This window comes from Bradyrhizobium manausense (genome assembly GCF_001440035.1).
Lineage (GTDB): Bacteria > Pseudomonadota > Alphaproteobacteria > Rhizobiales > Xanthobacteraceae > Bradyrhizobium > Bradyrhizobium manausense.
The window spans coordinates 342,931-369,798 of record NZ_LJYG01000116.1 but is presented as its reverse complement, the minus strand read 5'-3'; the positions used below and the strand labels follow the sequence as shown (position 1 = coordinate 369,798).

Below are 26,868 nucleotides of genomic sequence, written 5' to 3'. Positions count from 1 at the left end.
TTCGATATTAAAGAGTGGGTAGCGCCCGCGCTGATGTCGGGGGCCGTCGATGTCGAACCGCCGGGGGATGGCTGTGCTGTCTATGCTTTTGCCAGTTGGTGTCCTTGCAGGATGTTGTTGGTGAGGGCGTACCAGAGCACGACGGCACGGACCTTCTCGATGCCGCGCACGGTCAATTGCCTGAGGTCCCAGTTCCGCCACCGGGCATGGATGCATTCGCAGATCGTGCGGGCTTTGTACTGTGCCTTGCCGGCTTCGCTGGCCATGCGGGCCCGCCAGGCCGCGACGCCAGGACCGTCGCTGCTCCGAGGTAAAAAGGGATCGACACCGCTCCTGGAGTTGGGCGGAGGACAGTAGACCTCGACGCCTTCACCGTGCGCCCATTCGATGTCCTCGCCGCTGCAGAACCCGCCATCGGCGAGGTAGCGACGCGGCAAGCGCTTCAGCCGAGTGCGCGTTCGCTCCAGCATCGGCCGCATCAAGCCGCGATCTGATCCGTTGTTGTCGATGTCGACCGTGACCACGATCAGTTCGCCGGCCGCGCTGGCCACCTGCACATTGTAGGCGGGGCGGAAGCCGGCATCTGCCATCTTCATCACCCTTGCCTGCGGGTCGGTGGTGGAGGCCCGGGGCTCCTTCGGCTTTTTGCCATTGCCGCCTTTTTCGTCGAGTTGCTTGCGCTTCCGCTTGATCTCGTCCAAAGCCCTCTGCGCAGCCTGCACCCGCTCACTGCGTTCGCGTGCCGCGCGCTCTCTGGCCGCCCTGATACGCCGGCTGCTGGCTTCCGGATCCGCATCGACCTCGCGCTTGAGCTCTTCCACCACAGCCTTCGCTTGGGCCATCTGCCGGCCGAGCGTTGCCTCCCGCCGGAACGAGCCGGCCCCCGCATTCGCCCGTATCCGCACCCCGTCCTGGGTCAGCTTCTCCAGATCAATCAGCCCTGCCTCATTCAGAGCCACCAGATGTTCGACCAGCAAACGGTCCAGCAGGTCCGCGCAGCCGACCCGGAAATCCGACAGTGTGTGATAGTTCAAAGACACGCCGCCGCAGAGCCAGCGGTAGACGTCGTGACTGTCGCAGAGCCGATCCAACGCCCGCGCGCTGCCAACGCCATCGCTCGTGGCGTACAGCCAAAGCGCCAGCAGCAGCCGGGGTGATGGCGCCGGATGGCCCGGCCTGTTTTCCCGTGCCTTAACCCGATCTTCCAGCTCGCTCAGGTCGAGCCCCTCGACATAAGCCCAGATCACCCGGGCCAGATGATCCTGCCCGATCAGGCTGTCGATATCGACCGCCCGCAATTCGACCTGATTGCGCACGGGCTCGCGCAGCCGAGGTGCACCCCGCGGCACCGCTTCGGTTCGTGGCGCCGACTGATCCGGCAATTCGCCAAAAAGTCCCTCGTCAGCCATCATCCTCTCCAGCAGATCAGTCTGCCTAGAGAATCACATTCGCCCGACACGCGGTACAAAAGATTCACAGTCTCGTAGGGTGGGCAAAGCGAAGCGTGCCCACCATTACCATCAATCGGAAAGAACGTGGGCACGGCGCAAGAGCGCCTTTGCCCACCCTACGGCTCCGTTTTCGTGGAGAGAGCGAGCTCCCCTACGGCTCCACCAAAAACTCCACCCGCTCTGCGGCAAAGCGCGAATGCTTCGTCACCAGCGGCTTGCCCTCGAGATCGAGGTCCGTCGCGTCGACCACCAGGATCGGCCGTCCCAGCGGCAGATCGAGCCGCGCGGCATCGGTCGCATCGACGATGCCGGCGGTGATCCGGGTGGCGCCGCGGCGGTAGTCGCGGATCCCGTAATGCTCGAGCATCTTTGTCATCGAGCGCGTGGCCGAGAACACCGCGCCGGCGCCCGGAAATCGCTCGGCCGACAACCAGGTGGTGGAGACGCAGATCGGCGTGCGGTCGGCGAGGCGGATCGCCTCGATCCGCACCAGCGGCGCGCCTGATTTCACGCCCAGTTCCCGTGCAAGCTCGCGCGTTGCGGCATCCTCTGACGCCTCGATCAGCCGGCCATGCGGCTCGCGGCCTTCGGCGCCGACGATCTCCGAGAAGCGCGTGCGCGAGCGCAAGGGATAGGCGAGCTTCTGCGCCTCGACATAGGTTCCGCTGCCGCGCTCGGCGCGCACGATGCCGCGTTCGGCAAGGGCTGCGAGCGCGCGCCGCACGGTGTGGCGGTTGACGCGATAGGTTTCGGCGATCTCCATCTCGCCCGGCAATTTGTCGCCGGCGGCAAAGCGGCCGTCGGCGATGCCGCGCTCGATGCCGTCGGCAACGAGGCGCCACAGCGCGACGCCGGAGGAAGCGGTGTCCTGCATACTCATGTCGGCGATCAGCCTAGCCCTAAAATCACACGCTTGTCACGAAACAGTCATGGCGTTTCCGTATGAAGTTGTCTATTATCATAGACAACTTCAATTCGGCAAGTTTTGTGGAAGGCCGGTGGATTCGGTGACCCAGCACAATACCCAGCAAGCCCAGCGCAAGGCCGCCATGGCCGTGCTGGCGCACGCGGAGGCGGGCGAGATCGCCGCTCGCCTCCGCACGGTTGCTTTGCCCGTCCATCAGGATCTGCGCGAACCGGAGAACGGTCTGGTGATGCTGCGCGGCCGGGTCGGCGGCGATGGCGCGCCGTTCAATCTCGGTGAGGCGACCGTGTCGCGCGCTGCGGTGCGGCTTGCCAGCGGCGAGGTCGGCTTCGGCTACACGCTCGGGCGCAACAGTGAGAAGGCACGGCTGATCGCGCTGTGCGACGCGCTGGTGCAGTCACGCGATTTCGGCGTCGCCGTCGAGCGCGACGTAATCGCTCCGTTGCGCGAGCAGCTTATGGTCAGACGCAAGCAGCAGGCCGAAGAGACGGCTGCGACCAAGGTTGATTTCTACACCATGGTGCGCGGTGAGGGGTGAGGCCATGACAACGATTGCGGAACTGCCGCCGGGATTCGCCGACAAGGTGTTGTCGGCGCAATCGACCTTTCGCTCGGTCATGGACGCGATGGCACGGCCCGGCACGGTCCAGCGCATCGTGCCGATGGCGGGAACGCCCGATACGATGATGCGCGGCACGGCGGCGATCGCGCTGACGCTGTTCGATCACGACACGCCGCTCTGGCTCGATGCGCGCATGGCCGAGAGCACCGACGTCCTGAAATGGCTCAAGTTTCACACCGGCGCGCCGGTGGTGCAGGATTCGTCGATCGCAGCCTTCGCGCTGATCAGCGACGGCGTGTTGCTGCCCAATCTTACGCGGTTCGCGCTCGGCACCAACGAATATCCGGATCGTTCGACCACCGTGATCATTCAGGTCGAGAGCCTGGGCGCAGGCCAAAACGTCGAGCTGCGCGGTCCCGGCATCGACGGCGTCGCGACGCTTGAGGCGTCGTTCAAGCCGTTCGACCTGTTCGAGCAGCTGCGCTTCAACGAGACGCTGTTTCCGCGCGGCATCGACGTGGTGCTGGTCGCCGAGGATGCCGTGGTCGCGATTCCGCGCACCACGCGCGTCGTGAGCAAGGGAGGCTAGAGGCATGTATGTCGCAGTCAAAGGCGGCGAACGCGCCATCGAGAACGCCCATCGCCTGCTCGCCAATGCCAGGCGCGGCGACCAAAACGTTGCGGAAATCTCGCTCGACCAGATCTCCGAACAGCTTGGCCTCGCCGTCGATCGCGTCATGAGCGAGGGCTCGCTCTATGACCGCGAGCTCGCGGCGCTCGCGATCAAGCAGGCGCGCGGCGATCTGATCGAGGCGATCTTCCTGGTCCGTGCCTTCCGCGCCACCCTGCCGCGCTTCGGCGCCAGCGAGCCGGTCGACACCGGCGCGATGCGGGTGCAGCNGGCGGGTGTCCTCCACCTTCAAGGACATTCCCGGCGGCCAGATCCTCGGGCCGACCTTCGACTACACGCATCGCCTGCTCGATCCCTCGCTCGCCCAGGGTTTTGTGCCGGAAGCGCCGGCCGTGGCCGAAGCCTCAACGGCGCCGACGCCGCGCGTGACCGACATTCTCGGCCGCGACGGACTGATCGAATCATCGCCACAGGCCGAAGACGGCGCCAGCGTCGGCGATCTCACGCGGGAGCCGCTGAACTTCCCGGCTGACCGCGATTTGCGCCTGCAAAATCTCGCCCGCGGCGATGAAGGTTTTCTGCTGGCGATGGGCTATTCCACCCAACGCGGTTACGGCCGCAATCACCCCTTCGCCGGCGAGATCCGCTTCGGCGAGGTTGAGGTCGAATTCACAGCTGAGGACGTCGGCTTCGCCGTGCCGCTTGGTTCGATCGAACTGACCGAGTGCCAGATGGTCAACCAGTTCAAGGGCTCGGCCACCGAAGCGCCGTGCTTCACCCGCGGCTATGGCCTCGCCTTCGGCCAAAGTGAGCGCAAGACCATGTCAATGGCGCTGGTCGATCGGGCGCTGCGTGCCCGCGAGCTCGGAGAAGAAGCCCTCGCCCCGGCGCAAGATGAAGAATTCGTGTTGTCGCATTCGGACAACGTGCAGGCGACTGGTTTTGTCGAGCATCTGAAGCTGCCGCATTACGTCGACTTCCAGTCCGAGCTTGGCCTCTTGCGCAAGCTGCGCAAGGAATTTGCCGAAGCTTCCGCCGAGGCCAATACGACCGATGCCATGAAGGAGGCCGCGGAATGAACGCGCCTGCCTACAACTTCGCTTATCTGGACGAACAAACCAAGCGGATGATCCGCCGCGCCATCCTGAAAGCGATCGCGATCCCCGGCTATCAGGTGCCGTTCGCCAGCCGTGAAATGCCGATGCCCTATGGCTGGGGCACCGGCGGCGTGCAGGTGACCGCCGCGATCCTGGGCCCTAGGGACGTGCTGAAGGTGATCGACCAGGGCTCGGACGACACCACCAACGCGATCTCGATCCGCAAATTCTTCGCCAAGACCGCGGGCGTCGCCACCACGACGTCGACCGACGAGGCGACCGTAATCCAGACCCGTCACCGCATCCCGGAGACCGCGCTGCACGAAAAGCAGGTGCTGGTCTATCAGGTGCCGATCCCGGAGCCGCTGCGCTTCCTCGAGCCGCGCGAGACCGAGACCCGCCGCATGCACGCGCTCGCCGAATATGGCCTTATGCATGTGAAGCTTTATGAGGACATCGCCCGCTTCGGCCACATCGCGACCGCCTATGCCTATCCGGTCAAGGTGAACGCGCGCTATGTGATGGACCCGTCGCCGACGCCGAAATTCGACAATCCCAAGATGGACAATTGCCCGGCCTTGCAATTGTTCGGCGCCGGCCGCGAGAAGCGCATCTACGCGATCCCGCCTTACACTCGGGTGGTGTCGCTCGATTTCGAGGATCACCCGTTCGAGCCGTATCGTTTCAACGCGCCCTGCACGCTGTGCGGCGCCGAAGACTCTTATCTCGACGAGATTGTCACCGACGACAAGGGCAGCCGCATGTTCGTCTGCTCCGACACCGACTATTGCGAGGGCCGTCAGGCTGCCGGCCATCACGGTGCCCTGAGCGCCGCACCCTACAAGGACAAGGCGCCGGAGGCATCCAATGGCTGATCAGGATATTCAGGAAGCCGATCAGCCATTGCTGATCGCAAACTCCCTCAGCAAGTCCTACGGCCGCATCGCCGCCTGCCGTGACGTGTCGTTCGCGCTCTATCCGGGCGAGGTGCTGGCGATCGTCGGCGAATCCGGCTCCGGCAAGTCGACATTGCTGCAAATGCTGTCGGGCCAGCTCGCGGCGAGCGACGGGCAGGTATCCTATCGGATGCGCGACGGCGTCACCCGCGATCTCGCCTCGCTCGGCGAGGCCGAGCGTCGCCTCTTGTTCCGCACCGATTGGGGCTTTGTGCATCAGGACCCCGCGCAGGGCCTGCGCATGGCGGTCTCGGCCGGCGCCAATGTCGGCGAGCGATTGATGGCCGTGGGCTGGAACCATTATAGCCGGATTCGCGAAAGTGCTTCCGATTGGCTCACCCGGGTCGAGATCGACGTCGCGCGTATCGACGATGCGCCGCGGACCTATTCCGGCGGCATGCGCCAGCGCCTCCAGATCGCGCGCAACCTCGTCACCGGGCCGCGGCTGGTGTTCATGGATGAGCCGACCGGCGGTCTGGATGTCTCCGTGCAGGCGCGCCTGCTCGATCTCCTGCGCAATCTCGTCGCCGAATTGCATCTCGCGGTCGTCATCGTCACCCATGATCTCGCGGTGGCGCGTCTCCTCTCGCATCGCGTGATGGTGATGAAGGGCGGCCGCGTCGTCGAGACAGGTCTCACCGACCAGGTGCTCGACGATCCGCGTGAGCCCTATACCCAGCTCCTCGTCTCCTCGATTCTGCCGCCATGAGCTCTCCGATGACCGCCATGATCGATATCGCCGATGCCGGCAAGACCTTTACGATGCACCTGCAAGGCGGCATCGAGCTGCCTGTCGTGCGCGGCGTGACCTTTCAGGTCCAGCCGGGCGAGTGTGTCGTGCTGTCCGGCCCGTCAGGCGCCGGCAAATCCTCGATCCTGAAGATGATCTTCGGCAATTACCGCTGCGATTCCGGTCGCATCGGCATCCGCCATCGCGGCGAGGTGATCGATCTCGCCACCGCCGAGCCACGGCAAGTGCTCAACGTCCGCCGCGCCACCATCGGCTATGTCAGCCAGTTCCTGCGCGCTGTGCCTCGTGTGGCCACTATCGATGTCGTCGCCGAGCCGCTGATCGCAGGCGGCGTGACTCGCGCCGATGCGCAAGCGCGCGCCGGTGAGCTGCTGCATCGCCTCAACATTCCTGAAAGGCTCTGGCGGCTGCCGCCCGCGACCTTCTCCGGCGGCGAGCAGCAGCGCGTCAACATCGCGCGCGGCTTCATCTCGGACCTGCCGATCCTGCTGCTGGACGAGCCGACCGCTTCGCTCGACGCTGCCAACCGCGCTGTCGTGGTCGCGCTGGTCGCCGAGAAGAAGCGCCAGGGCGTGGCCATGGTCGCCATTGTCCATGACGACGAAGTCAGGCATTTGATTGCCGACCGCATCGTCGACGTCACCAGCTTTGCCGCCGCGGCCTGAAGGACATGGAAATGAAGCCGAAGGACACAGTGATTGCCAACGCCAGGATCGTGCTGGCGGACCGGGTGATCGAACAGGGCTGGCTTGCGCTTGCCGACGGACGCATCGCCGGGATCGGTGAGGGCAGGGCGCCCGCGGGTGCGGAGGATGCCGGCGGCGATCTGATCATGCCCGGCCTGATCGAGCTGCACACCGATCATCTCGAAGCGCATTACGTGCCGCGCCCAAAGGTATTCTGGAATCCCGTCGCGGCCGTGATCTCCTATGACGGCCAGCTTGCGACCTCAGGCATCACCACCGTGTTCGACTCGCTCCGTGTCTGGCGCGAGGACGGCGCCGAGGAGGTCGATGGCCGCGCCGGCGTGCTCGCTGCGGCCATCACGACCGCGCGCGACTCGAACCTGCTGCGCGCCGACCACTTCCTGCATCTGCGCTGCGAAATCCCGATGCCGAGCGTGGTCGAGGAAGCCAGGGAGCTGATCGACCGGCCCGACGTCAAGCTGATGTCGCTGATGGACCATACTCCCGGCCAGCGCCAGTTCCGCGATGAAGTGAAGCTGCGCGACTATTATCGCGGCAAGGGCGGGGGCATGACCGACGCCGAGCTCGACGAGCTGTTCGCAAGGCGTTTCGATTATCAGAAGAAATACGCCGCGGCCAACATGCGCGAGATCGTGGCGCTGGCGCATCAGTACAGGATTCCGCTGGCGAGCCATGACGACACCACCGAGGAAAACGTCGCCGACGCCGTGCGTGACGGCGTCGCGGTGGCGGAATTCCCGACCACGCTCGAGGCCGCGCGCGGCCTGCACCAGGCCGGCATCGACATCCTGATGGGCGCGCCCAACGTGGTGCGCGGCGGCTCGCATTCCGGCAACATCGCCGCGGTCGATCTTGCCCGTGAAGGCCTGCTCGATATCCTGTCGTCCGACTACATCCCGTCCAGCCTCTTGATGGGCGCGCTGCAATTGCCCGCGCATGCGCCGTCGATCAGCCTGCCGGCGGCGGTGCGCACCGTGACCAAGGCGCCGGCTGATGCGGTCGGCCTCACCGACCGCGGCGAGATCGCAATCGGCAAGCGGGCCGATCTGATCCGCGTCCATGTCGCCGGCAGCGTTCCCGTGGTGCGCAGCGTCTGGCGCGAAGGGGGCCGCGTCGCATGAGCGAGACCACGGCCACGGCGCAGGGCAAGGCGGCGGCGATTGGCCCCGGCCGCCTCGTGCTCGTGGTCGGGCCGAGCGGCGCCGGCAAGGACACGCTGTTGCGGCTGGCGCAGGCAGCCTGCGCCGATGATCACGATATCGTCTTCCCGCGGCGTGTCGTGACGCGTGCCGCCTCGGCCGACGAGGACAATATCGCAATGAGCCCGGACGAATTCGCCCGCGCGCGCGAGCACGGCGATTTCGCCGTGCATTGGGACGCGCACGGGCATTCCTATGCGCTGCCGCTGGAGATCAACGACGACATCCGCGCCGGGCGCGCTGTCGTCGTCAATGTCTCACGCACTGCGATATCAGCCTTGCGCCAGGCCTATGCCAATGTCGTCGTGGTCGCGATCACGGCGCCGCCGGACCTGCTGGCGCGGCGGCTCGCCGCGCGGGCGCGGAACAGCGACGGCAACATCGCCGACCGGCTCGCGCGCAACGTCGATGACATGGCGGCGCAGGCCGATGTTACCATCTTCAATGCCGGCAGCGCCGATGATCACAGCCGCCAGCTCGTGCGCGTGATCAGGAATGAAGGCTGGCGCGAATAGCTGGCAGAACTGGAGAAAATGGAATGACGGTGATCAAGACGGTCGAGGAGCTAGAGGCCATCTACGGCGCCACCAACGACGCCTCGACCGTGAAAGTCGCCGACCACGTCACTCCGCTCTACCGCATCTTTATCGAGAAGGCGCCGTTCGCGGCTCTCGCCACCATCGGTCCCGAAGGCATCGACTGCTCGCCGCGCGGCGATCTTCCCGGCTTCGTTCGTATCCACGATCCCAAGACGCTGATGCTGCCGGATCGTCGCGGCAACAACCGGATCGATTCCTTGCGCAACATCGTGCGTGACCCCCGCGTGTCGCTGATGTTCCTGATCCCAGGCTCCGGCAACGCCGTCCGTGCCAACGGCCGCGCGCATCTCTCTGTTGATCCGGAGCTGCTCTCTTCGTTCAAGGTTGAAGGCAAGGCGCCGCGCAGCGTCATGGTGATGCATGTGGACGAGATCTACTTTCAATGCGCCCGCGCCATCGTCCGCGCAGACCTCTGGAATCCCGACAAGCGCGTCGACCCGAAGACCTTGCCGACGCCGGGGCAGATCCTTGCCGAGATGAGCGAGAACAAGGTCGGCGGCGCGGAGTATGACCGCCTCTGGCCGGAGCGCGCCGCCGCGACGATGTGGTGAGCTCTCTCCACGAATTCTGCGAGACATCGGCGGCGACCACGACGGCGGGCAACGGTACCACGCTATGGACCCCTGCGTGTTGACATCATCGCGAGATGATTTCGGCTGCGGCGGCTTGTGCGCAGAGAAGCGCGCGCACGCGACCGCGGCAAATATGGATAGCCATTTCATTGACCGATCGGGTCAATCCCTCGATATTCGAAACATCGAAACTGCATCGTCGAGCCGAAGGCTGCCTGATGACATCGAATGACCAGCGAGTGAGAAGCGACATGCGCAAGCGCATGATGCGTCGCTGCGTCTCGGCCGCGACCGGCGCCTGTTGTTGCTGCTGATCGCCGAGCCAAAAAATCCCGATTCGCAATCTCTTGACAGGAACGCCGACCCGTTCGGCGAACGAGCAGCCATGCCCAAAGCCTATATCATCGAAGTTCACGACCGCACCGCCGGCATCATCGCCAGCGACGAGCGCGGTTTCCGCTTCTTCTCCTCAGAACGCCTGTTCGACCGCCTCGAGGGCCGCCAGTTCCGCTCGGCCCGGGATGCCGAACGCGCCGCACGCGCCGTGTTCGCGGAGCGCCGGCATCTTGTCTCAATCTGAGCACCAGCAGACCGAAAGGACTTTGCAAATGATCACGCGACGACACATCATCGCCGGCGCTCTGTTGCTGGCAAGTGCGGCGGGTTCGCCCGTGCACGCCGAGGACAAGCCGGCGGAAATCCGCATCGGCACGCAGAAGGGCGGTTTCTTCCCCGCCGTGCGCCAGCGCCAGACGCTGGAGAACGCCTTCAAGCCGCTCGGCATCGAGATCAAGTGGATCGACTTCCAGTTCGGTCCACCGCTGCTGGAAGCCATCAATGTCGGCAGCGTCGATTTCGGTTATGTCGGCGATGCGCCGCCGATCTTCGCGCAGGCCGGCGGCGCCAGGATCCGCTACGTCGCTGCGGTGAAATCAGAAGGCAACACCCAGGCGATCATTGTGCCGAAAGACTCGGCCATCAAGACGCTGGCCGATCTCAAGGGCAAGCGCGTCGCCTTCGGCAAGGGATCGAGCGCGCATAATCTGCTGGTCGCCGCGCTCGAAAAGGCCGGCCTGTCCTGGTCCGACATCACGGCGGCGCCGCTCGCGCCGGCCGACGCGACCGCGGCCTTCGTCAAGGGCTCGGTCGATGCCTGGTCGATCTGGGATCCGTATCTGGCGCTCGCCGAATTGAAGGAGAACGCGCGCGTCATCGCTTTCGACAAGGACGTGCACAAGCCGAACGCGTTCTACATCGCGAACTCGGATTTCGTCCAAAAATACCCATCGCTGGTCGCGAAGCTCAACACGACCTTCGCTTCCGAAGGCGTCTGGGCCAACGAGCACCACGAGGAGGTCGCCAGGGCACAGGCGGAGGCAACCGGCGTCGATATCGAGGCCGTTAGGCGTTTCGTGCATCGCTCCAACTTCCGGGTCGTGCCGCTTGATGCGGAGGTGATCGCAACTCAGCAGGCCGTGGCCGACCGCTTTGCCAAGCTCGGCCTGATTCCGAAGCCGGTCACCGTCTTCGACATCGTCTGGAAGTGGACGCCGGGCTCCTGAGGCGGATCAGCTGCGGCGGCGCGCCCTGGTGCGCGCCGCCTTCCTTGCGGCGGCGGAGCGGACCTTGGCGCCCTTGGTTCGGCTCGCTTTGCGCGCAGCCGCCGAGCGGGACGCAGCGGACCGCCGGTTCGCGGCGCTCTTGCCCTGCTTCGACAGCGCGCTCCGCGATGCGGTCGAGCGTGGCTCCTTCTTCAGGACCTTCTCGACGGCGCGCGACACTTTCGGCCGGCGCTTCGGCGTGCGTTTGCCCTGACCGACCTCGTAGGCATATTTTGCGCTTCTGCGCGTCGACTTCTTTGCGCCTTTGCGCGGCGGCGGCAGATCAACCCCGGCGCGGCGCGCCTCGGACAGGCCGATGGCTATGGCCTGCTTCGTCGAGCGTGCGCCGTGCTTGCCTTTCCTGATCTTGTCGATCTCGTCCTTGACGAATTCGCCGGCCTGCGTGCTGGCCGATTTGCCGGCGCGCTTGTCCTGCTTGGCTTTGCGAATGATTTCCTGTCTTGGCATGCGTCGAGTTCCCTTTTTGGATCGCAGGGATGTTCGACAGCAACGCGCCGACGCGGCAATTGATCCGATCAGCCTTTCAATGCCGCGAGCAGCTCATCCGGACGCTCCGCCATGATCATATGGCCCGCACCCGGCACGACGACGGTCTTCGCATGCGGGATCGCCGCCGCAAGCGCCTTGCCTGCCTTGGCGGGGGTCATCATGTCCCGCTCGCCAAGAATCAGCGTGGTCGGAACCTTGACGGTCGCGGCCGCGGCAAGCGCGTTCGCATAAGCATTGCAGGCCGACAAATCCCTGAACAGCACGCCCGGCTCGCAAGCTTGCAGCACAGCCTGCGCGCCGCCATGCATCCACAGGCCCGGCGCGAGGCTGCCGCCGAGCCCGGCCTTGAAGCCGAGACCCCAGATCGAGACCATGTCGTTGGCATCCTGCGAATTGGCCTCGGCGGCCTTGAGCAGGTCTGGCCCAACAGTCATGGTCGCCGCCGTTCCGATCAGGCTCAGCGCCGAGACCTTGTCGGGATGACGCGCGGCCGTCTCCAGCGAGATCAGCGATCCCATGGAGTGGCCGATCAGATGGGCTTTCGCAGCTCCCGCCGCATCGAGCAGCGCCGCGGTCCAGTCGGCCATGTCAGCAATGCTTTCGAGCGAGGGTCCCGCCGAGCGGCCGTGACCGGGCAGGTCAGGCGCCAGCACACCAAAACCGTGATGGGCGAACCAGCGCGTATGCAGTGCCCAGGTCGAATGGTCGAAGCCGGCGCCATGCAGGAAGACCACCGTCGGCAGGGATTTGTCGAATTCGCGGCCGCCGGTCGCGGCAAATATTTCGGCGCCGTTGACGGAAAGCTTCATGGTGTCAAACCTTCTGCGAGATGCGCAGCGCCTGCGCAAGATCGTCGATGATGTCGGAGGCACTCTCGATGCCGACCGAGAGCCGCACCAGCTCCTCGCCGATGCCGGCAGCTCTGAGCTGCTCGGCGTCCATCTGCTGATGTGTGGTCGAGGCCGGGTGGATCACCAGCGTCTTGGCGTCGCCGACATTGGCGAGATGGCTGATCATGCGCAAGCTTTCGATGAACTTGCGGCCCGCAGCCCGGCCGCCCTTGATGCCGAAGGAGATGATCGAGCCGGCGCCGCGCGGCAGCAGCGTCTTGGCGAGCTGATAGTCCGGGTGATTCTCCAGCGCAGGATGCAGCACCCAGTCGACGGCCTTGTTGGACTTCAGCGCCTCCAGCACGGATAGCGTATTCTGCATGTGGCGGTCCATGCGCACGCCCAGCGTCTCGACGCCCTGCAGCAGCTGGAACGCGTTGGTCGGCGACAGGCAGGCGCCGAAATCGCGCAATCCTTCCGTGCGCGCGCGCATGATGAAGGCCGCGGTGCCGAACTGCTCGTCGAAGACGATGCCGTGATAGCCGCCATAGGGCTCGGTCAGCACGCCGAATTTGCCTGATGCCCGCCAGTCGAAGCGGCCGCCGTCGACGATGGCGCCGCCGATCGCGATGCCATGGCCGCCGATCCATTTGGTGGCCGAATGCATGACGATGTCGGCCCCTAGCTCGATCGGGCGGCTGAGATAGGGCGTGGCAAAGGTGTTGTCGATCAGCAGCGGGATCTTGGCCTCATGCGCGATTGCCGCGACCTTGGGAATGTCCAGAACTTCGAGGCCGGGATTGCCGATGGTCTCGCCGATCACGAGCTTGGTGTTCGGCTTGATCGCGGAGCGGAACGCGTCGAGATCGCGCGGCTTCACGAAACTCGTGGTGATGCCGAAGCGCGGCAGCGTATGCGCCAAAAGGTTGATGGTGCCGCCATAGAGCGAGCTCGACGCCACGATGTGGTCGCCCGCGTTGAGCAGCGTCGCGATGGCGAGATGCATCGCCGCCATGCCGCTCGCGGTACAGATCGCGCCGACACCACCTTCCAGCGCGGCAAGCCGTTCTTCCAGCACGCCGGTGGTCGGGTTGGAGATGCGCGTGTAGATGTGGCCGGCGCGCTCCAGATTGAACAGCGCCGCCGCATGGTCGGAGTCCTGGAACACGTAGGACGTGGTCTGGTAGATCGGCACCGCACGGGCGCCGGTCGCGGGATCCGGATGTTGGCCCGCATGCAGGCTCAGGGTCTCGAAGGCAGGCGGTTTTGGCGCGGGCATGGGTGGCCTCAAAGGTCGGTCGGCGATGGCGGCCGTTGTGCCACAAAATGACGTCGCGCGTTAGCCCGTTGACAGCGCCGCACCGGCGGTGCGCTCCCTCGCCCCGCGAACGGGGAGAGGCGAAGTGCCCCTCACACTGCCGGCTGCCTCGCAATCCGGTCCCGCACTTCGGCCGCGATCTCGAACGAGCGCAGCCGTGCGGCGTGATCGTAGATCTGCCCGGTGGTGATCAACTCGTCCGCCGCGGTATCGGCGATCAGCGCCTTCAGCTTCTCCTCGACCACCGCGGGCGAGCCGACGGCGGAAATCGCCAGCGACTGCGCGACGCCGGCTTTCTCGGCCGGCGACCACAGCGCATCCATGTCGTCCACCGGCGGCGGCAAAGGTCCGGGCGTGCCGCGGCGCAAATTGATGAACTGCTGCTGCAGCGAGCTGAACATCCGCTGCGCCTCGGCATCGCTGTCGGCAGCGAACACGTTCACGGCGACGATGGCATAGGGTTTTTCGAGCTGCGCCGACGGCTCGAACCGCGCGCGATATTCGCGCAGCGCCGGCATCAGCATCTGCGGCGCGAAATGCGAGGCGAACGCGAACGGCAGCCCGAGCATGGCCGCGAGCTGGGCGCCGAACATGCTGGAGCCGAGGATCCACAGCGGCACCTTGGTGCCCATGCCAGGCACGGCGCGGATCACCTGGTTCGGCTTGGGGTCGCCGAGCAGCGCCTGCAATTCCAGCACGTCATGCGGAAAGTTTTCGGCCGCCGTCGCAAGGTCGCGCCGCATCGCCCGCGCGGTGAGCTGGTCGGTGCCCGGCGCGCGGCCGAGGCCAAGATCGATCCGGCCGGGATAAAGCGATTCCAGCGTGCCGAACTGCTCGGCGATCACCAGCGGCGAATGGTTCGGCAACATCACCCCGCCGGAGCCGACGCGGATCGTTTTCGTGCCACCCGCGACGTGAGCGATCACCACAGAGGTCGCCGCGCTGGCAATCCCCGTCATGTTGTGATGCTCGGCGAGCCAGAACCGCTTGAAGCCCCATTGTTCGGCGTGCTGCGCCAGATCGAGCGAATTGCGAAACGCCTGCGCGGCGTCGGAACCCTGCTTGATGGGCGCGAGGTCGAGCACAGAGAAGGGGATCATGGGGGACTACCGAAGTGTGGGAACCGCGCGTCTGAGAGAGCGACATGTAGTGTCGCGGCGCGGGATGGGTAGAGCCTCCTTCACAACCCAGTTATGGCGGCCCATGACGCCCGTCGTCTCAGCTGGGCGTTTCGTGCCTGTTGGTGTACCCTCTGTGCCGCGCCACCGTTGCCAGGAGGACAGACATGACCCTTGTCGTACTCAACCGCCGCAACCTGCTCATCGGCGGCGGCTCCGTGCTGGCGTCGGGCGTCCTGGCCGCCGGCGCATCCGGGCTGCTGCCTGCCCGCGCGGAAGGCCTCGCGCCGACGGAGTCGATGACCGGCGGCGCCAACAACTACCGCAAGGGCGCGCCGATCGTGGAGCGCATCGGCAAGGGCGGCTTCTGGATGAGCGGCACCGTGCGCCGCGCCGGCGATGGCGCACCGCTCGCCGGGCAGCGTATCCAGATCTGGGCGCACACGGTCGAAGGACAGGAGCACGAGCCGCAGAGCCACGGCGCCACGCTCACCGACAAGGACGGAGCCTTCCGGCTCGAAATGCCGCAGATCATTCCGATCTTCGGCCAGCCGCATGGTCACCTCGCCTATGACAGCGGCGAGTTCAAGACCGTCTTCCTGCGGCCGATCATGCGCAGCGCAAAGGACACCAGCCTCGAGGCGCACTTCGTGCTTCAGCCGGCCTGACCGGGTTGCAGGTGAAGGGCGGAAGATTTCTGATCTGGCCCGCCCTCGCTGTGGCCGTTGGCGTGCCGATCGCACTCGCCGCGACGAGCGAGCAGCTGGCATGGCGCGGCCCGGTCTACATCCTCGCCGGCTTCGCGGGGATCATCGCCCTCGCCCTGGTGCTGGTCCAGCCGCTGCTGATCGGCGGAGTTCTGCCGGGACTGTCGGCGTATCGCAACCGGCGCGTCCATCACTGGATCGGCGGCGTGCTGGCCTTCGCGGGGGTGATCCACGTCGGCGGCCTCTGGTTCACCAGCCCGCCCGACATGATCGACGCGCTGACTTTCTCGTCGCCGACGCCGTTCTCTCCCTTTGGCGTGATCGCCATGTGGGCGATCTTCGCCGTTGCGCTGCTGGCGGGCTTGCGTCGGCGGCTGGGCCTGCGGCTGCGAACCTGGCGCATCGTCCATATCCCGCTCGCGATCGTCATCGTCGTGTGCGGCGTGGTCCATTGCCTGCTGATCGAGGGGACGATGGAGACCATCTCGAAGGCGGCGCTGTGTGCGCTCGTGCTCGCGGCAACCGGCAAGGTCATGGTCGACTTGTGGCGAAAGCGGGTGCTGCGCGGCGGCGAATTGAGTACGTAGCCCGGATGGAGCGTAAGCGTAATCCGGGATCACTGTATCCGCGGCTGACGGCCCCGGATTGCGCTCCGCTCCATCCGGGCTACGTCGCTTCGGCGGCCTCACCGACGCGGCGGTGAGTTGAGTTCGTAGCCCGGATGGAGCGTAAGCGTAATCCGGGATCACTGTATCCGCGGCTGACGGCCCCGGATTGCGCTCCGCTCCATCCGGGCTACGCCGCTTCGGCGGCCTCACCGATGCGAGCGAAAGCGGGCGCTGCGCGGCGGCGAATTGAGTTCGTAGCCCGGATGGAGCGAAGCGTAATCCGGGATCACTGTATCCGCGGCTGACGGCCCCGGATTGCGCTCCGCTCCATCCGGGCTACGCCGCTTCGGCGGCCTCACCGATGCGAGCGAAAGCGGGCGCTGCGCGGCGGTGAGTTGAGTTCGTAGCCCGGATGGAGCGAAGCATAATCCGGGACCACTGTATCCGCGGCTGACGGCCCCGGATTACGCTCCGCTCCATCCGGGCTACGCCGCTTCGGCGGTCTCACCGACGCGGCGGTGAGTTGAGTTCGTAGCCCGGATGGAGCGTAAGCGTAATCCGGGATCACTGTATCCGCGGCTGACGGCCCCGGATTGCGCTCCGCTCCATCCGGGCTACGCCGCTTCGGCGGCCTCACCGATGCGAGCGAAAGCGGGTGCTGCGCGGCGGTGAGTTGAGTTCGTAGCCGCTGCCATCTTGCCGCATCTGATGAGGAGACTTATCCTCGCGCCATGACGGCCAGCTCTCCCGATCTGAAAGCGTTCCTGCTCGCGACGCCGTTCTTCGGCGGTCTCACCGATGCGAGTCTCGACCTGCTGATCTCGATGCTGGTGGAATGCCGCTTCGATGCCGGCGCGACCGTGGTGGCGGAGGGGGAGCAGGGCCGTTCGATGTTCATCGTCAAGTCCGGCCGGCTGGCGGTCAGCAAACGGGCGGATTCGGGAGGCGCCATTCCGATCTCCGTCCTGGAGCGTGGTGATTTCTTCGGCGAGATGACGCTGATCGAAATGCAGAACCGTTCCGCCACGGTGGTTGCGGAGAGCGAGACCGTGCTGTACGAGCTTTCAGCGCAAAAGCTCTACGCCTGCTACAAGGCCGACATCCACGCCTATGTCATCGTCCTGCAAAACATCAATCGCGAGCTGTGCCGGCGGCTAAGGCGCGCCGACAATCGCATCACGAGGCGTCAATTGGGCGATGAGGACACCTCCGCGAGATGAATATACGCTTAACTCCCGAGCTCATTATTTTCGATTCTGACGGCGTTCTGGTCGATAGCGAGATCATCGCCCTCACGGTCTTCGCCCGCGTCGCAGCCGAGGAGGGCGTCGCGATCAGCGTCGAGGACGCCATCCGGTCATTCCGGGGGGTGAAGATGGCCGATTGCGTGAGCGAGATCGAGCGTCGTCTCGGCCGCGGCGTCCGGGAGACTTTCGTTGCCGACGTTCGACAGGCAACGGCGCTCGCCTTTGATGCCGAACTGAAGCCCGTCGAAGGAATTCATGACGCGCTGGCTGAGATCAAAGTTCCGGTCTGCGTGGCGTCCAACGGGCCGATGTCGAAGCTCACGCATGCGCTCGGATTGACGCGGCTTCTTGCGCACTTCCAGGGCCGCATTTTCAGTGCCTACGAGGTCGGCTCGTGGAAGCCGGATCCCGGCCTGTTCCTGCATGCCGCGCAAACGATGGGTGCTCATCCCTCGGCCTGCGTCGTCGTTGAGGATTCGTTGGCCGGAGCCCGCGCAGCAAAGGCCGCGGGAATGAAAGTCCTGGGTTTTGCCGGAGGTCATCCGGGCGCCGCGCAGGAGTTGGCCGCGATCTGCGACGACGTCTTTCACCGCATGGGCGATCTGCCTGCGTTGCTCGCTGATCCCGTGGAGAGCGAGGGTAGTGCGTAGGATGGTTGAGCCCTTGCGAAACCTGATGGCTTTCGCAATCTGCGAAGCAGCTCGCCGTTACGGCAACGCCAAGGAGTCGTAGCCCGGATGGAGCGAAGCGCAATCCGGGACGTATGTGTCTGCGCCCGATGACCCCGGATTACGCTTGCGCTCCATCGGGGCTACGCATGTCGCCTCAGCCTGCGGGATGGCTCGCTAGGCGGCTACAGCAACGCCAATGAGTGCAGCGAATTTCTATGAAGGCCGAAGGCCACCAGGCCGGCGAGAAGTAACGCAGTCCCAGTCACGATCAGGCAAAACGCAAACACTGTCGGAAGCCCCTGGTTCGTCTTGAATGGCCGGGAGGATAATAGATAAAATTTTACCGACAATCGAAAGGAACAATTAACCTTACTTGGGCGGTCGAACACGCGGTGAGTGGGATGGGTAGAGCGCAGCGAAGCCCATCGTGTTCGTAGCCCGGATGCAGCGAAGCGCAATCCGGGAGGACCAACCCGCCGGGCAAAACACCCCGCTTTCTACCAAACCCCGTCAATCCCCTTTCGCAAAAATATTCCACTTTACCGAAATTCGGTTTTGCGGCATTCTCCCGGCATCCCGACCCGATGGAGAGGGGCGATCGTACGTCGTCGCGAACGTGGGCCGGGGAAGCGGTGGACGCAGCAAGCGCCGGCGCGGATGTGAGGGCAGGGCGGGCGGAGGATTGAGCCGAACCCCGTGAGCCCGGCACAAGCCGTGTCGTACGAACGGCGCCTGTCTCTGACGACGCTCTCGGGCCAAGCCGGCTGGTCCGGCGAAGCCCGCAGGGCGGAGACGGAGCGCTGCGTACGGCAAAACCGTGTGGTCCTGGCCGTCGTCGCTACGGTCAAGCCTTTGCGGAGGCGGCACTGGCGTCAACCGGCGCGGTGTCGGTGAATTCCGTGAGGCGACGGTGACAACAAGAATTCGTCGCCGGGGAGAGCGCGGCATAAGCCGTCCAACCATCGCGCAGGGAAGGCCGCGTGTTCGGCGTCACCTGTATGCTGCTGTGCGGTCTCCTTGCGCTACACTTTCGCGCAGCGGACCGCGGGTGCCCGTCGGCACCCGGTCTTCCCTGCGCCCTCTTCAAAGAAGGAGGGCAATGCAGACGCGCAAAACTCGGGCGTTTCGTGCCGCGAGAATGCTTGGTCACGCTCATTTTCAAAGATGAAAAAATGGTGCTGCCAGACAGGATTGAACTGTCGACCTCTCCATTACCAATGGAGTGCTCTACCACTGAGCTACGGCAGCATGTGCTGGGATCAGAATCGGCCGCTACGGGGGGCCTACCAAGCGGGCCGATATCTGCCACAGGCCTCCCCGCTGTGCAAGCTTGCAAGACCCATCCAAACGAGAAAATCGGGCCGATATCGGGGTTATTACGGCTGTTTCGGCTCGAAACGACCGACTTTTCGGCCGATTTCGGTTCCGGCCCCGCCAACTGGCCAGTTGGCCGGTGCGACGGATTCGACCCATTTTGGATTTCGCACGATTGGGACCATCAGGGCCTCTTGAGCTGCCGCAATCGCAGGGCATGTTACTGCGGACCCGCTGTATGGACCCGCGATGGCTGACCAGAACGACAAGACGACGAGACAAGACCGCTCATCGCGGGACGATCGCCTCAAGTCGGCGCTGCGGGAGAACCTGAAGCGGCGCAAGGCGCAGGCGCGCGAGCGCGCCGCAAGCGCCGACCCCTCGCAAGATGGCGATGGGTCCCTAGATGAGGGCACCGCCGGCGAGACCTGAGACGGAAAGCGAGCGGCTGAAAATTTTTGGAGTGCATGCAGTGGCCACGGGGCAAGACGAATCACAACGAACCGATCGCGACGCGCAGATGGCGCGTTTCACCCGCCCCGAGCAGACGTTTCCGACGCTGACGCCTGCCGAGATCGAACGTCTCAGGAATTTCGGCGAGCTTCGCACCTATAAGGACGGCGAACTGCTGTTCGAGACCGGCAAGCCGGGGCCGGGCATGTTCGTCGTGCTGAAGGGCGATGTCGCCATCAGCCAGCGCGATGGACTCGGCAATGTGACGCCGGTGATCGACCAGGGGCCCGGCCAGTTTCTGGCCGAGCTCGGCCAGCTCTCCGGCCGCCCGGCGCTGGTCGACGGCCGCGCCGAGGGCGAGGTCGAGACGCTGCTGTTGCCGCCGGAGCGGCTGCGCGCACTGCTGGTTGCGGAAGCCGAGCTCGGCGAGCGCATCATGCGCGCGCTGATCCTGCGCCGGGTCAATCTGCTCCAGGCCGGCGTCGGCGGCATCGTGCTGATCGGTCCCTCGCACTCGGCCGGCGTGGTGCGCTTGCAGGGCTTTCTCACCCGCAACGGCCAGCCGCATCATCTGCTCGATCCCGACAAGGATCGCGACGCTGCCGAGGTGATCGCGCGCTATTCGCCCAAGCCGGAGGATTGGCCGCTGGTCGTCACGCCTGAAGGCGCGGTGCTGCGCAACCCCGGCGAAACCGAGCTTGCGCGCGCCATCGGCATGATCGGCGGCCCGCGCAATGACCGCATCTACGACGTCGCGATCGTCGGCTGCGGCCCGGCGGGGCTTGCGACCGCCGTGTATGCGGCGTCGGAGGGGCTATCGGTCGCCGTGCTCGACATCAGAGCCTTCGGCGGCCAGGCCGGCGCCAGCGCCCGCATCGAAAACTATCTGGGCTTTCCGACCGGGATTTCCGGCCTGGCGCTGACCGCGCGCGCCTTCAACCAGGCGCAAAAATTCGGCGCCGACATCATGATCCCCGTCACCGCAAAGTCGCTCGACTGCACGCGCAAGGACGGCGCGTTCGCCGTGGCGCTCGACGGCAGCGATCCCCTGCGGTCGCGCTCGGTGGTGGTCGCCAGCGGCGCGCGCTATCGCCGGCCTGATATCGCCAATCTCGACAAGTTCGAGGGCCGCGGTGTCTGGTACTGGGCCTCTCCGGTCGAAGCAAAACTGTGCGCCGGCGAGGAGGTGGCGCTGGTCGGCGCCGGCAATTCAGCGGGACAGGCGGCGGTGTTTCTCTCGGGCCACGCCCGGAAGGTGCTGATGATCATCCGCGGCGGCGGCCTTGGCGCCAGCATGTCGCGCTATCTCATCGAGCGCATCGAGGCGACGCCGAACATCGAATTGCTGTTCAACACCGAGATCACGGCGCTCGAAGGCGACGAGGCCTCGCTGCTGCGGCGGATCCGCTGGAAGAGCCGGCTGTCCGATGACGAGGATTCCGCCGATATCAAGAATCTGTTTCTGTTCGTCGGCGCCGACCCCGCCACCGGCTGGCTCGATGGCTGCGGCGTGACGCTCGATCGCGGCGGCTTCGTCGTCACGGGCGCGCAATCCGAGCAGAACCAGGGCAGGCCGGTGGCGCCGCTCGAGACCTCGGTGCCGGGCGTCTACGCCGTCGGCGATGTCCGCTCCGGCTCGGTCAAGCGCGTCGGCGGCGCCATCGGCGAGGGCGCACAGGTGGTGGCCTCGCTGCACGGCTATCTCGGCGACGCCGCAAAACCGGCGCTTTAGTCAAGGATATGACAAGTCGAATGTGGCTTGCCATCTTGCAGTGTCCCACAGACACTCACTGCGTCGCGACCAATCGCGCGTGGAAGAACAAATATTCAACGGGAGGACTCAATGGCCGAACTCGTCGTGCTCTACAAGACGCCCAAAGACGCTGCCGCCTTCGACAAGCATTATGCCGAGACCCACATTCCGCTCGCCAAGAAGCTTCCCGGCCTGAAGAAATACGCCGTCAGCACCGGGCCGGTCGGCTCGCCCGCAGGCCCCTCGGGCATTCACCTCGTTGCCATCCTCACCTTCGACACCGTGGGCGACATCCAGAAAGCGTTCGGCAGCGAACAAGGCAAGGCGGCAGCCAGCGACGTGCCGAAATTCGCCAGCGGCGGCGCCGATTTGCTGATCTTCGACACCAAGGAAGTGTGAAAAACTTGGATCTCGTAGCCCGGATGGAGCGAAGCGTAATCCGGGACAGAATCGGTGAGGCGCGAGAATCCGGATGTCGCTGCGCTCCATCCGGGCTACAGACGGCTGCCGCATGCGACAGCGCTGCAAAAAATTCAGTCATGCGTTTGTCGATTCGCACGATCACGCATGGCTGGATGCGCATGTGTGATCGTGCCGCATGTGGCAATTCGATGAGGAGCGTAATATCAATCTCCTGATCTCAACGCAGAGATAGGAGAGATGCCATGGTTCTCGGGATGAGCCTGCAAGCCTTCACACTGGTCCATGTCGTCATCAGCCTGATCGCCATCGCAGCCGGCCTCGTCGTGATGTTCGGCCTGCTCGGCTCGAAGCCGATGCCGGGCCTCACCGCGATCTTCCTGCTCTTCACCATCCTGACCAATGCCACGGGCTTTTTGTTCCCGTTCAAGCAGCTCTTGCCCTCCTACATCATCGCCGGCATCTCGCTGGTGCTGCTCGCGATCGCCTGCATCGCGCTCTACGGCATGAACCTCAAGGGCGTCTGGCGGCCGATCTACATCGTGACCGCGATGATCTCGCTCTACTTCAACGTCTTCGTGCTGATCATCCAGTCGTTCCTGAAGATCCCCGCTTTGGCCGCGCTCGCACCGGCCGTGCCACCGGCGCCGCCGTCGGGCCCCGTGTTCGCCGTGGTGCAGGGCATCGTGCTGGTGTTCTTTGTGGTGCTGACCATCGGCGCCTGGCGCCGCTACAGGCCGATGGCGTTCGCCTGATTTGATCCCGTCATTCCGGGGCGTCGCGCAGTGACGAACCCGGAATCTCGAGATTCCCCGGTGCGCGATTGCGCACCTGAGGTTCACGCTTCGCGTGCCCCGGAATGACTGAACTCACTCAAGGAGCCCCCAATGCCCACCATCACCACCAAGGACGGCGTCGAGATTTTCTACAAGGATTGGGGCTCGGGCCAGCCGATCGTGTTCAGCCATGGCTGGCCGCTGTCGTCGGACGACTGGGACGCGCAGATGATGTTCTTCGTCACGCGCGGCTATCGCGTCATCGCCCATGACCGCCGCGGCCACGGCCGCTCGGCACAGGTCGCCGACGGCCACGACATGGATCACTACGCCGACGATCTCGCGGCGCTGACCGCGCATCTCGACCTCAACAACGCCCTCCATGTCGGCCATTCCACCGGCGGCGGCGAGGTCGTGCATTACATCGCCCGCCATGGCGAGTCTCGCGTGGCGAAGGCCGCGATTCTCTCTGCGGTGCCGCCGCTGATGCTGAAGACCGAGGCCAATCCCGGCGGCCTGCCCAAGAGCGTGTTCGACGGCTTCCAGGCCGCGCTCGCCGCCGGCCGCTCGGTGTTCTATCGCGACATCGCGGCCGGTCCCTTCTATGGCTACAACCGTCCCGGCGCAAAACCGTCGGAAGCGGTGATCCAGAACTGGTGGCGCCAGGGCATGATGGGCGGCGCGAAGGCGCATTACGACGGCATCGTCGCGTTCTCGCAGACCGATTTCACCGAGGATCTGAAGAAGATCAACGTGCCGGTGCTGGTGATGCATGGTGACGACGACCAGATCGTGCCTTATGCGGATTCCGCGCCGCTGTCGGCCAAGCTGCTCAAGAACGGCACGCTGAAGACCTACAAGGGTTTTCCACACGGCATGCCGACGACGGAAGCCGAGGCCATCAACGCGGATCTGCTGGCGTTCTTCAAGAGCTGAGCGGATCGCTCTGCTTGCGGGCGGGGGTGGGATGTCTCAGCGACGCTGACCGGTGTATCCTTCGAGCTCGCAGCCGCCGCGCCGGCTACGAGCTTTTGGATATTTCGGCGCCGGCGCGCGTTGAGGCCTGTTCGCCCCTCGAGGAGAAGTGCCGGTGATGTCTCCCCCACTCAAACTGATCGCGCTCGATGCCGACGATCTTGCCGTGATCTCGACCCATGTGCAGGACGCCCGCGTCCAGCCGTCCGACATCATCTGGCGGCAGGGCGAGAAGCGCCTGGTGGTCGGCATGAGCCGGCTGGACTGGGAGCAGACGCTGGCGGGCGAGACCGAGCCGCGCCGGCTGGTGTCGGCGCTTCGTTTCGACCGGGTGCTGGCCTGCAAGTCGCGCAACATCGACCTGGCCTCGCCGGACAAGATCCTGGACCTCGTCGGCATCGAGTTTCATCCCCAGGACGGCCGCAACGAGGAGCCTGGTGGTAGTGCATTGCTGCTGTTCGCCCAGGGCGGCGCCATCCGCCTCGACGTCGAATGCCTGGAGTGCGAGCTGACCGATCTCGGGGCGGACGAACTGGGAACGGGGGTAGCGATCGAGGGGGAGGGGTGAGGCGGCCGGTATACCAGTGCAAGCAGCCCAGGTTGCCGCCGAGCCCGCCAAGGGTTGCCAAGGGTTGCAAAGGGTTGACGCAGCTTCCCCGCCGCGCCATTGAGCAGGGGGCCGGTGAGCCGGACTGCGCCCCCTAAACCAGCAGAAGCCAAGCCAAAAATGCCCGTTCGTCTCGACCGCAGCAGTGCCGATTTTGACCAGCGATTCGCGGCCTTCCTCGCCGCCAAGCGCGAGGTCTCGGCCGACGTCGAGGCCGCCGTGCGCGCCATCGTCGACGATGTGGCAAGGCGCGGCGACGCCGCCCTGCTCGAGGCCACGGCCAAGTTCGACCGGCTGACGCTGGATGCATCCGGCCTTCGCGTCTCGGCCGCCGAGATCGACGCCGCGACAAAGGCCTGCGATGCGGCGACGCTGGATGCGCTCAAGCTCGCGCGCGACCGTATCGAGACCTATCACCGCCGCCAGCTGCCGAAGGATGAGCGCTTCACCGATCCGCTCGGCGTCGAGCTCGGCTGGCGTTACACCGCGATCGAATCCGCCGGCCTCTACGTGCCGGGCGGCACTGCCGCCTATCCGTCCTCGGTGCTGATGAATGCGGTGCCTGCCAGGGTTGCGGGCGTGTCGCGCCTCGTGATGGTGGTGCCGTCGCCGGACGGCAAGCTCAATCCGCTGGTGCTGGCAGCGGCCTCGCTCGGCGGTGTCACCGAGATCTACCGCGTCGGCGGCGCGCAGGCTGTCGCCGCGCTCGCTTACGGCACCGCGACGATCGCGCCGGTCGCCAAGATCGTGGGCCCCGGCAATGCCTATGTCGCCGCCGCCAAGCGGCTGGTGTTCGGCAAGGTCGGCATCGACATGATCGCCGGCCCCTCTGAAGTGCTTGTCATTGCCGACGACACCGGCAATGCCGACTGGATCGCCGCCGATCTCTTGGCGCAGGCTGAGCACGATGCCAGCGCGCAGTCGATCATGATCACGGATTCCGCGCGCCTGGCCGCCGATGTCGAGAAAGCCGTTGAAGCGCAGCTGAAGACGCTGCCGCGCGCCGCGATTGCCGGCAAGTCCTGGGCTGATTTCGGCGCCGTCATCATGGTGAAAACTCTCGTCGAGGCCATCCCGCTTGCGGACGCGATCGCCGCCGAGCATCTCGAGATCATGACCACCGACCCCGACGCGCTCGCCGCAAAAATTCGCAACGCCGGCGCAGTGTTTCTCGGTGCGCATACGCCGGAGGCGATCGGCGATTATGTCGGCGGCTCCAACCACGTGCTGCCGACGGCGCGCTCGGCGCGATTCTCTTCGGGCCTCGGGGTCGCCGATTTCATGAAGCGCACCTCGATCCTGAAATGCGGCCCGGACCAGCTGCGTGCGCTGGGCCCGGCTGCGATGACGCTCGGACAAGCGGAGGGGCTGGACGCCCATTCGCGCTCGATTGGATTGCGCCTCAATCTGTCATGACAAAGCCGCCCGAACAGGACGACTCGACCAATCGCATCGTTGCGGTCACCCTCGACGAGGACTCGATCGGCCGTTCCGGGCCCGACATCGAGCATGAGCGTGCGATCGCGATCTATGACCTGATCGAGCAGAACCTGTTCGCGCCCGACGGCGCCGAAGGGAAGGGCCCGTTCACGCTGCATATCGGCATCAGCGGCAACCGGCTGATGTTCGATATCCGCCGCGAGGACGGCACGCCCGTGGTCGCGCACCTGTTGTCCTTGACGCCGTTCCGGCGGATCGTGAAGGACTATTTCATGATCTGCGACAGCTACTACCAGGCGATCCGCACCGCGACCCCCGACAAGATCGAGGCCATCGACATGGGCCGCCGCGGCATCCATGACGAGGGATCGCGCACGCTGCAGGAGCGGCTGAAGGGCAAGGTGCGGGTCGATTTCGAGACCTCGCGCCGGCTGTTCACGCTCATCACTGTCCTGCACTGGAAGGGTTAGGTGCGATGGCGGGTCCGCCACGCGCACGCGATCCGCAATCGGTGCTGTTCGCCTGCGCGATGAACAGCGTGCGCTCGCCGATGGCCGCGAGCCTGCTCCAGCATATGTTCCCGCAAGGCCTCTACGTAAAGTCCGCCGGAGCCAGGAAGGGCGAGCTCGATCCGTTCGCGGTCGCCGTGATGGCCGAACTCGGCCAGGACATCTCCAGCCACAAGCCGCAGACTTTCGAGGAGCTGGAGGACTGGGAGGGGCTGAATTTCGACCTCATCATCACGCTGTCTCCGGAGGCGCATCACAAGGCGCTGGAGCTGACCCGCACGCTCGCCGCCGACGTCGAATACTGGCCGACGCACGATCCGACCACGATGGAGGGCAGCCGCGACCAGAAGCTCGCCGCCTATCGCGAGGTCTGTGACCAGCTCTTGATGCGGATCCGCCGGCGTTTCGCGAAAGTGGGCGCCGCGAGCGGATAGAGGCCGTAACACCTGCGTCACAGACCGAGGGCACACGCATGTCGGAAACCTCGAATCAGCAAAGTCCGGGTTCCGGGTTGTGAAATCAGCCCCCTTCCGATAGGTTCCGCGCGCAATTCACCTCTGC

General features: G+C 65.3%; 30 protein-coding genes, 1 tRNA gene and 1 pseudogene. 25 read left to right on the top strand and 7 right to left on the bottom strand.

Going from position 1 to position 26,868, the window contains the following annotated elements:
• Positions 1-80 precede the first annotated feature (80 nt).
• Together AOQ71_RS41970 and phnF are read right to left on the bottom strand one after the other, a co-directional pair.
• Positions 81-1,412: an IS1182 family transposase gene (locus AOQ71_RS41970; RefSeq protein WP_057742559.1), complete on the bottom strand. Its 1,332-nt coding sequence runs from the start codon at positions 1,410-1,412 to the stop codon at positions 81-83.
• 190 nt (positions 1,413-1,602) lie between these two features.
• Positions 1,603-2,331, bottom strand: a complete 729-nt coding sequence (gene phnF / locus AOQ71_RS41965) for a phosphonate metabolism transcriptional regulator PhnF (RefSeq protein WP_057759854.1) — start codon at positions 2,329-2,331, stop codon at positions 1,603-1,605.
• Between the two features lie 118 nt (positions 2,332-2,449).
• On the opposite strand from phnF, the gene phnG reads away from it, so the two are divergent.
• From phnG to AOQ71_RS41910, 12 genes and pseudogenes are all read left to right on the top strand, one after another.
• A complete protein-coding gene (gene phnG, locus AOQ71_RS41960) occupies positions 2,450-2,914 on the top strand; it encodes a phosphonate C-P lyase system protein PhnG (protein ID WP_083514905.1) in 465 nt (154 codons plus the stop codon).
• 4 nt (positions 2,915-2,918) lie between these two features.
• Positions 2,919-3,527 carry a phosphonate C-P lyase system protein PhnH gene (phnH, locus tag AOQ71_RS41955; RefSeq protein ID WP_057759849.1) on the top strand — a complete coding sequence of 203 codons (609 nt, stop codon included), beginning with the start codon at positions 2,919-2,921 and terminating at the stop codon, positions 3,525-3,527.
• A gap of 4 nt (positions 3,528-3,531) precedes the next feature.
• Positions 3,532-3,838 (top strand): annotated as a pseudogene (locus AOQ71_RS49510) (carbon-phosphorus lyase complex subunit PhnI); the annotation flags it as partial.
• A gap of 1 nt (position 3,839) precedes the next feature.
• A partial coding sequence (locus AOQ71_RS41950) for a carbon-phosphorus lyase complex subunit (RefSeq protein ID WP_245317442.1) occupies positions 3,840-4,648 on the top strand: 809 nt, incomplete at its 5' end.
• Positions 4,645-5,541, top strand: coding sequence for an alpha-D-ribose 1-methylphosphonate 5-phosphate C-P-lyase PhnJ (locus AOQ71_RS41945; RefSeq protein WP_057759847.1), 897 nt, complete (start codon positions 4,645-4,647; stop codon positions 5,539-5,541). The genes AOQ71_RS41950 and AOQ71_RS41945, both read left to right, overlap by 4 nt.
• Complete coding sequence (gene phnK / locus AOQ71_RS41940; RefSeq protein WP_057759841.1) at positions 5,534-6,331, top strand: phosphonate C-P lyase system protein PhnK; 798 nt, start codon at positions 5,534-5,536, stop codon at positions 6,329-6,331. Before AOQ71_RS41945 ends, phnK begins: the two co-directional genes overlap by 8 nt.
• 8 nt (positions 6,332-6,339) lie before the next feature.
• Positions 6,340-7,038 carry a phosphonate C-P lyase system protein PhnL gene (gene phnL, locus AOQ71_RS41935; protein WP_057759836.1) on the top strand — a complete coding sequence of 233 codons (699 nt, stop codon included), beginning with the start codon at positions 6,340-6,342 and terminating at the stop codon, positions 7,036-7,038.
• Positions 7,039-7,043: 5 nt separating this feature from the next.
• Entirely contained in the window at positions 7,044-8,201 is a 1,158-nt protein-coding gene (locus tag AOQ71_RS41930; protein ID WP_057759833.1) for an alpha-D-ribose 1-methylphosphonate 5-triphosphate diphosphatase, read from the top strand.
• The gene (phnN, locus tag AOQ71_RS41925; RefSeq protein ID WP_057759828.1) at positions 8,198-8,794 is read left to right on the top strand and encodes a phosphonate metabolism protein/1,5-bisphosphokinase (PRPP-forming) PhnN; all 597 of its coding nucleotides are present in this window, start codon (positions 8,198-8,200) and stop codon (positions 8,792-8,794) included. Before AOQ71_RS41930 ends, phnN begins: the two co-directional genes overlap by 4 nt.
• 23 nt (positions 8,795-8,817) lie before the next feature.
• Positions 8,818-9,429, top strand: a complete 612-nt coding sequence (locus tag AOQ71_RS41920) for a pyridoxamine 5'-phosphate oxidase family protein (protein WP_057759826.1) — start codon at positions 8,818-8,820, stop codon at positions 9,427-9,429.
• Positions 9,430-9,835: 406 nt separating this feature from the next.
• Positions 9,836-10,030, top strand: coding sequence for a hypothetical protein (locus AOQ71_RS41915; protein ID WP_057759971.1), 195 nt, complete (start codon positions 9,836-9,838; stop codon positions 10,028-10,030).
• A gap of 28 nt (positions 10,031-10,058) precedes the next feature.
• On the top strand, positions 10,059-11,012 hold the full coding sequence (locus AOQ71_RS41910; RefSeq protein ID WP_083514902.1) for an aliphatic sulfonate ABC transporter substrate-binding protein: 954 nt from the start codon (positions 10,059-10,061) through the stop codon (positions 11,010-11,012).
• A 6-nt stretch (positions 11,013-11,018) separates the two neighbouring features.
• Here AOQ71_RS41910 and AOQ71_RS41905 read toward each other — a convergent pair whose 3' ends face one another.
• The 4 genes from AOQ71_RS41905 to AOQ71_RS41890 form a co-directional block, all read right to left on the bottom strand.
• Positions 11,019-11,519, bottom strand: coding sequence for a DUF6496 domain-containing protein (locus AOQ71_RS41905; protein WP_057759822.1), 501 nt, complete (start codon positions 11,517-11,519; stop codon positions 11,019-11,021).
• 68 nt (positions 11,520-11,587) lie between these two features.
• Positions 11,588-12,370, bottom strand: coding sequence for an alpha/beta fold hydrolase (locus AOQ71_RS41900; protein WP_057759819.1), 783 nt, complete (start codon positions 12,368-12,370; stop codon positions 11,588-11,590).
• 4 nt (positions 12,371-12,374) lie between these two features.
• Positions 12,375-13,670 carry an O-acetylhomoserine aminocarboxypropyltransferase gene (locus tag AOQ71_RS41895; protein WP_057759816.1) on the bottom strand — a complete coding sequence of 432 codons (1,296 nt, stop codon included), beginning with the start codon at positions 13,668-13,670 and terminating at the stop codon, positions 12,375-12,377.
• A gap of 131 nt (positions 13,671-13,801) precedes the next feature.
• The gene (locus AOQ71_RS41890) at positions 13,802-14,809 is read right to left on the bottom strand and encodes an LLM class flavin-dependent oxidoreductase (protein WP_057759812.1); all 1,008 of its coding nucleotides are present in this window, start codon (positions 14,807-14,809) and stop codon (positions 13,802-13,804) included.
• Between the two features lie 185 nt (positions 14,810-14,994).
• On the opposite strand from AOQ71_RS41890, the gene AOQ71_RS41885 reads away from it, so the two are divergent.
• From AOQ71_RS41885 to AOQ71_RS41870, 4 genes are all read left to right on the top strand, one after another.
• Entirely contained in the window at positions 14,995-15,495 is a 501-nt protein-coding gene (locus AOQ71_RS41885) for a peptidase associated/transthyretin-like domain-containing protein (RefSeq protein WP_057759808.1), read from the top strand.
• 5 nt (positions 15,496-15,500) lie between these two features.
• Positions 15,501-16,121 carry a ferric reductase-like transmembrane domain-containing protein gene (locus AOQ71_RS41880; protein ID WP_157083818.1) on the top strand — a complete coding sequence of 207 codons (621 nt, stop codon included), beginning with the start codon at positions 15,501-15,503 and terminating at the stop codon, positions 16,119-16,121.
• A 752-nt stretch (positions 16,122-16,873) separates the two neighbouring features.
• On the top strand, positions 16,874-17,362 hold the full coding sequence (locus AOQ71_RS41875) for a Crp/Fnr family transcriptional regulator (RefSeq protein WP_057759805.1): 489 nt from the start codon (positions 16,874-16,876) through the stop codon (positions 17,360-17,362).
• Entirely contained in the window at positions 17,359-18,039 is a 681-nt protein-coding gene (locus AOQ71_RS41870) for an HAD family hydrolase (protein WP_057759802.1), read from the top strand. The genes AOQ71_RS41875 and AOQ71_RS41870 overlap by 4 nt, the downstream gene beginning before the upstream one ends.
• A gap of 1,194 nt (positions 18,040-19,233) precedes the next feature.
• Here AOQ71_RS41870 and AOQ71_RS41865 read toward each other — a convergent pair.
• A tRNA-Thr gene (locus AOQ71_RS41865) sits at positions 19,234-19,308 on the bottom strand.
• Between the two features lie 315 nt (positions 19,309-19,623).
• On the opposite strand from AOQ71_RS41865, the gene AOQ71_RS41860 reads away from it, so the two are divergent.
• From AOQ71_RS41860 to AOQ71_RS41820, 9 genes are all read left to right on the top strand, one after another.
• Positions 19,624-19,806: a hypothetical protein gene (locus AOQ71_RS41860; protein ID WP_057759799.1), complete on the top strand. Its 183-nt coding sequence runs from the start codon at positions 19,624-19,626 to the stop codon at positions 19,804-19,806.
• A gap of 88 nt (positions 19,807-19,894) precedes the next feature.
• A complete protein-coding gene (locus tag AOQ71_RS41855) occupies positions 19,895-21,559 on the top strand; it encodes an FAD-dependent oxidoreductase (protein WP_057759796.1) in 1,665 nt (554 codons plus the stop codon).
• Positions 21,560-21,670: 111 nt separating this feature from the next.
• On the top strand, positions 21,671-21,979 hold the full coding sequence (locus tag AOQ71_RS41850) for an EthD family reductase (RefSeq protein ID WP_057759793.1): 309 nt from the start codon (positions 21,671-21,673) through the stop codon (positions 21,977-21,979).
• A gap of 266 nt (positions 21,980-22,245) precedes the next feature.
• Positions 22,246-22,755 (top strand): hypothetical protein, encoded by a 510-nt coding sequence (locus AOQ71_RS41845; RefSeq protein WP_057759790.1) that lies wholly within the window; start codon positions 22,246-22,248, stop codon positions 22,753-22,755.
• 132 nt (positions 22,756-22,887) lie between these two features.
• Entirely contained in the window at positions 22,888-23,712 is an 825-nt protein-coding gene (locus tag AOQ71_RS41840) for an alpha/beta fold hydrolase (RefSeq protein WP_057759788.1), read from the top strand.
• Positions 23,713-23,869: 157 nt separating this feature from the next.
• Positions 23,870-24,319: a DUF2948 family protein gene (locus AOQ71_RS41835; RefSeq protein ID WP_057759785.1), complete on the top strand. Its 450-nt coding sequence runs from the start codon at positions 23,870-23,872 to the stop codon at positions 24,317-24,319.
• A gap of 159 nt (positions 24,320-24,478) precedes the next feature.
• The gene (hisD, locus tag AOQ71_RS41830; RefSeq protein WP_057759782.1) at positions 24,479-25,774 is read left to right on the top strand and encodes a histidinol dehydrogenase; all 1,296 of its coding nucleotides are present in this window, start codon (positions 24,479-24,481) and stop codon (positions 25,772-25,774) included.
• Entirely contained in the window at positions 25,771-26,268 is a 498-nt protein-coding gene (locus AOQ71_RS41825; protein WP_057759780.1) for a UPF0262 family protein, read from the top strand. The genes hisD and AOQ71_RS41825 overlap by 4 nt, the downstream gene beginning before the upstream one ends.
• A 5-nt stretch (positions 26,269-26,273) precedes the next feature.
• Positions 26,274-26,741 carry an arsenate-mycothiol transferase ArsC gene (locus AOQ71_RS41820; protein ID WP_057759778.1) on the top strand — a complete coding sequence of 156 codons (468 nt, stop codon included), beginning with the start codon at positions 26,274-26,276 and terminating at the stop codon, positions 26,739-26,741.
• Positions 26,742-26,868 lie beyond the last annotated feature (127 nt).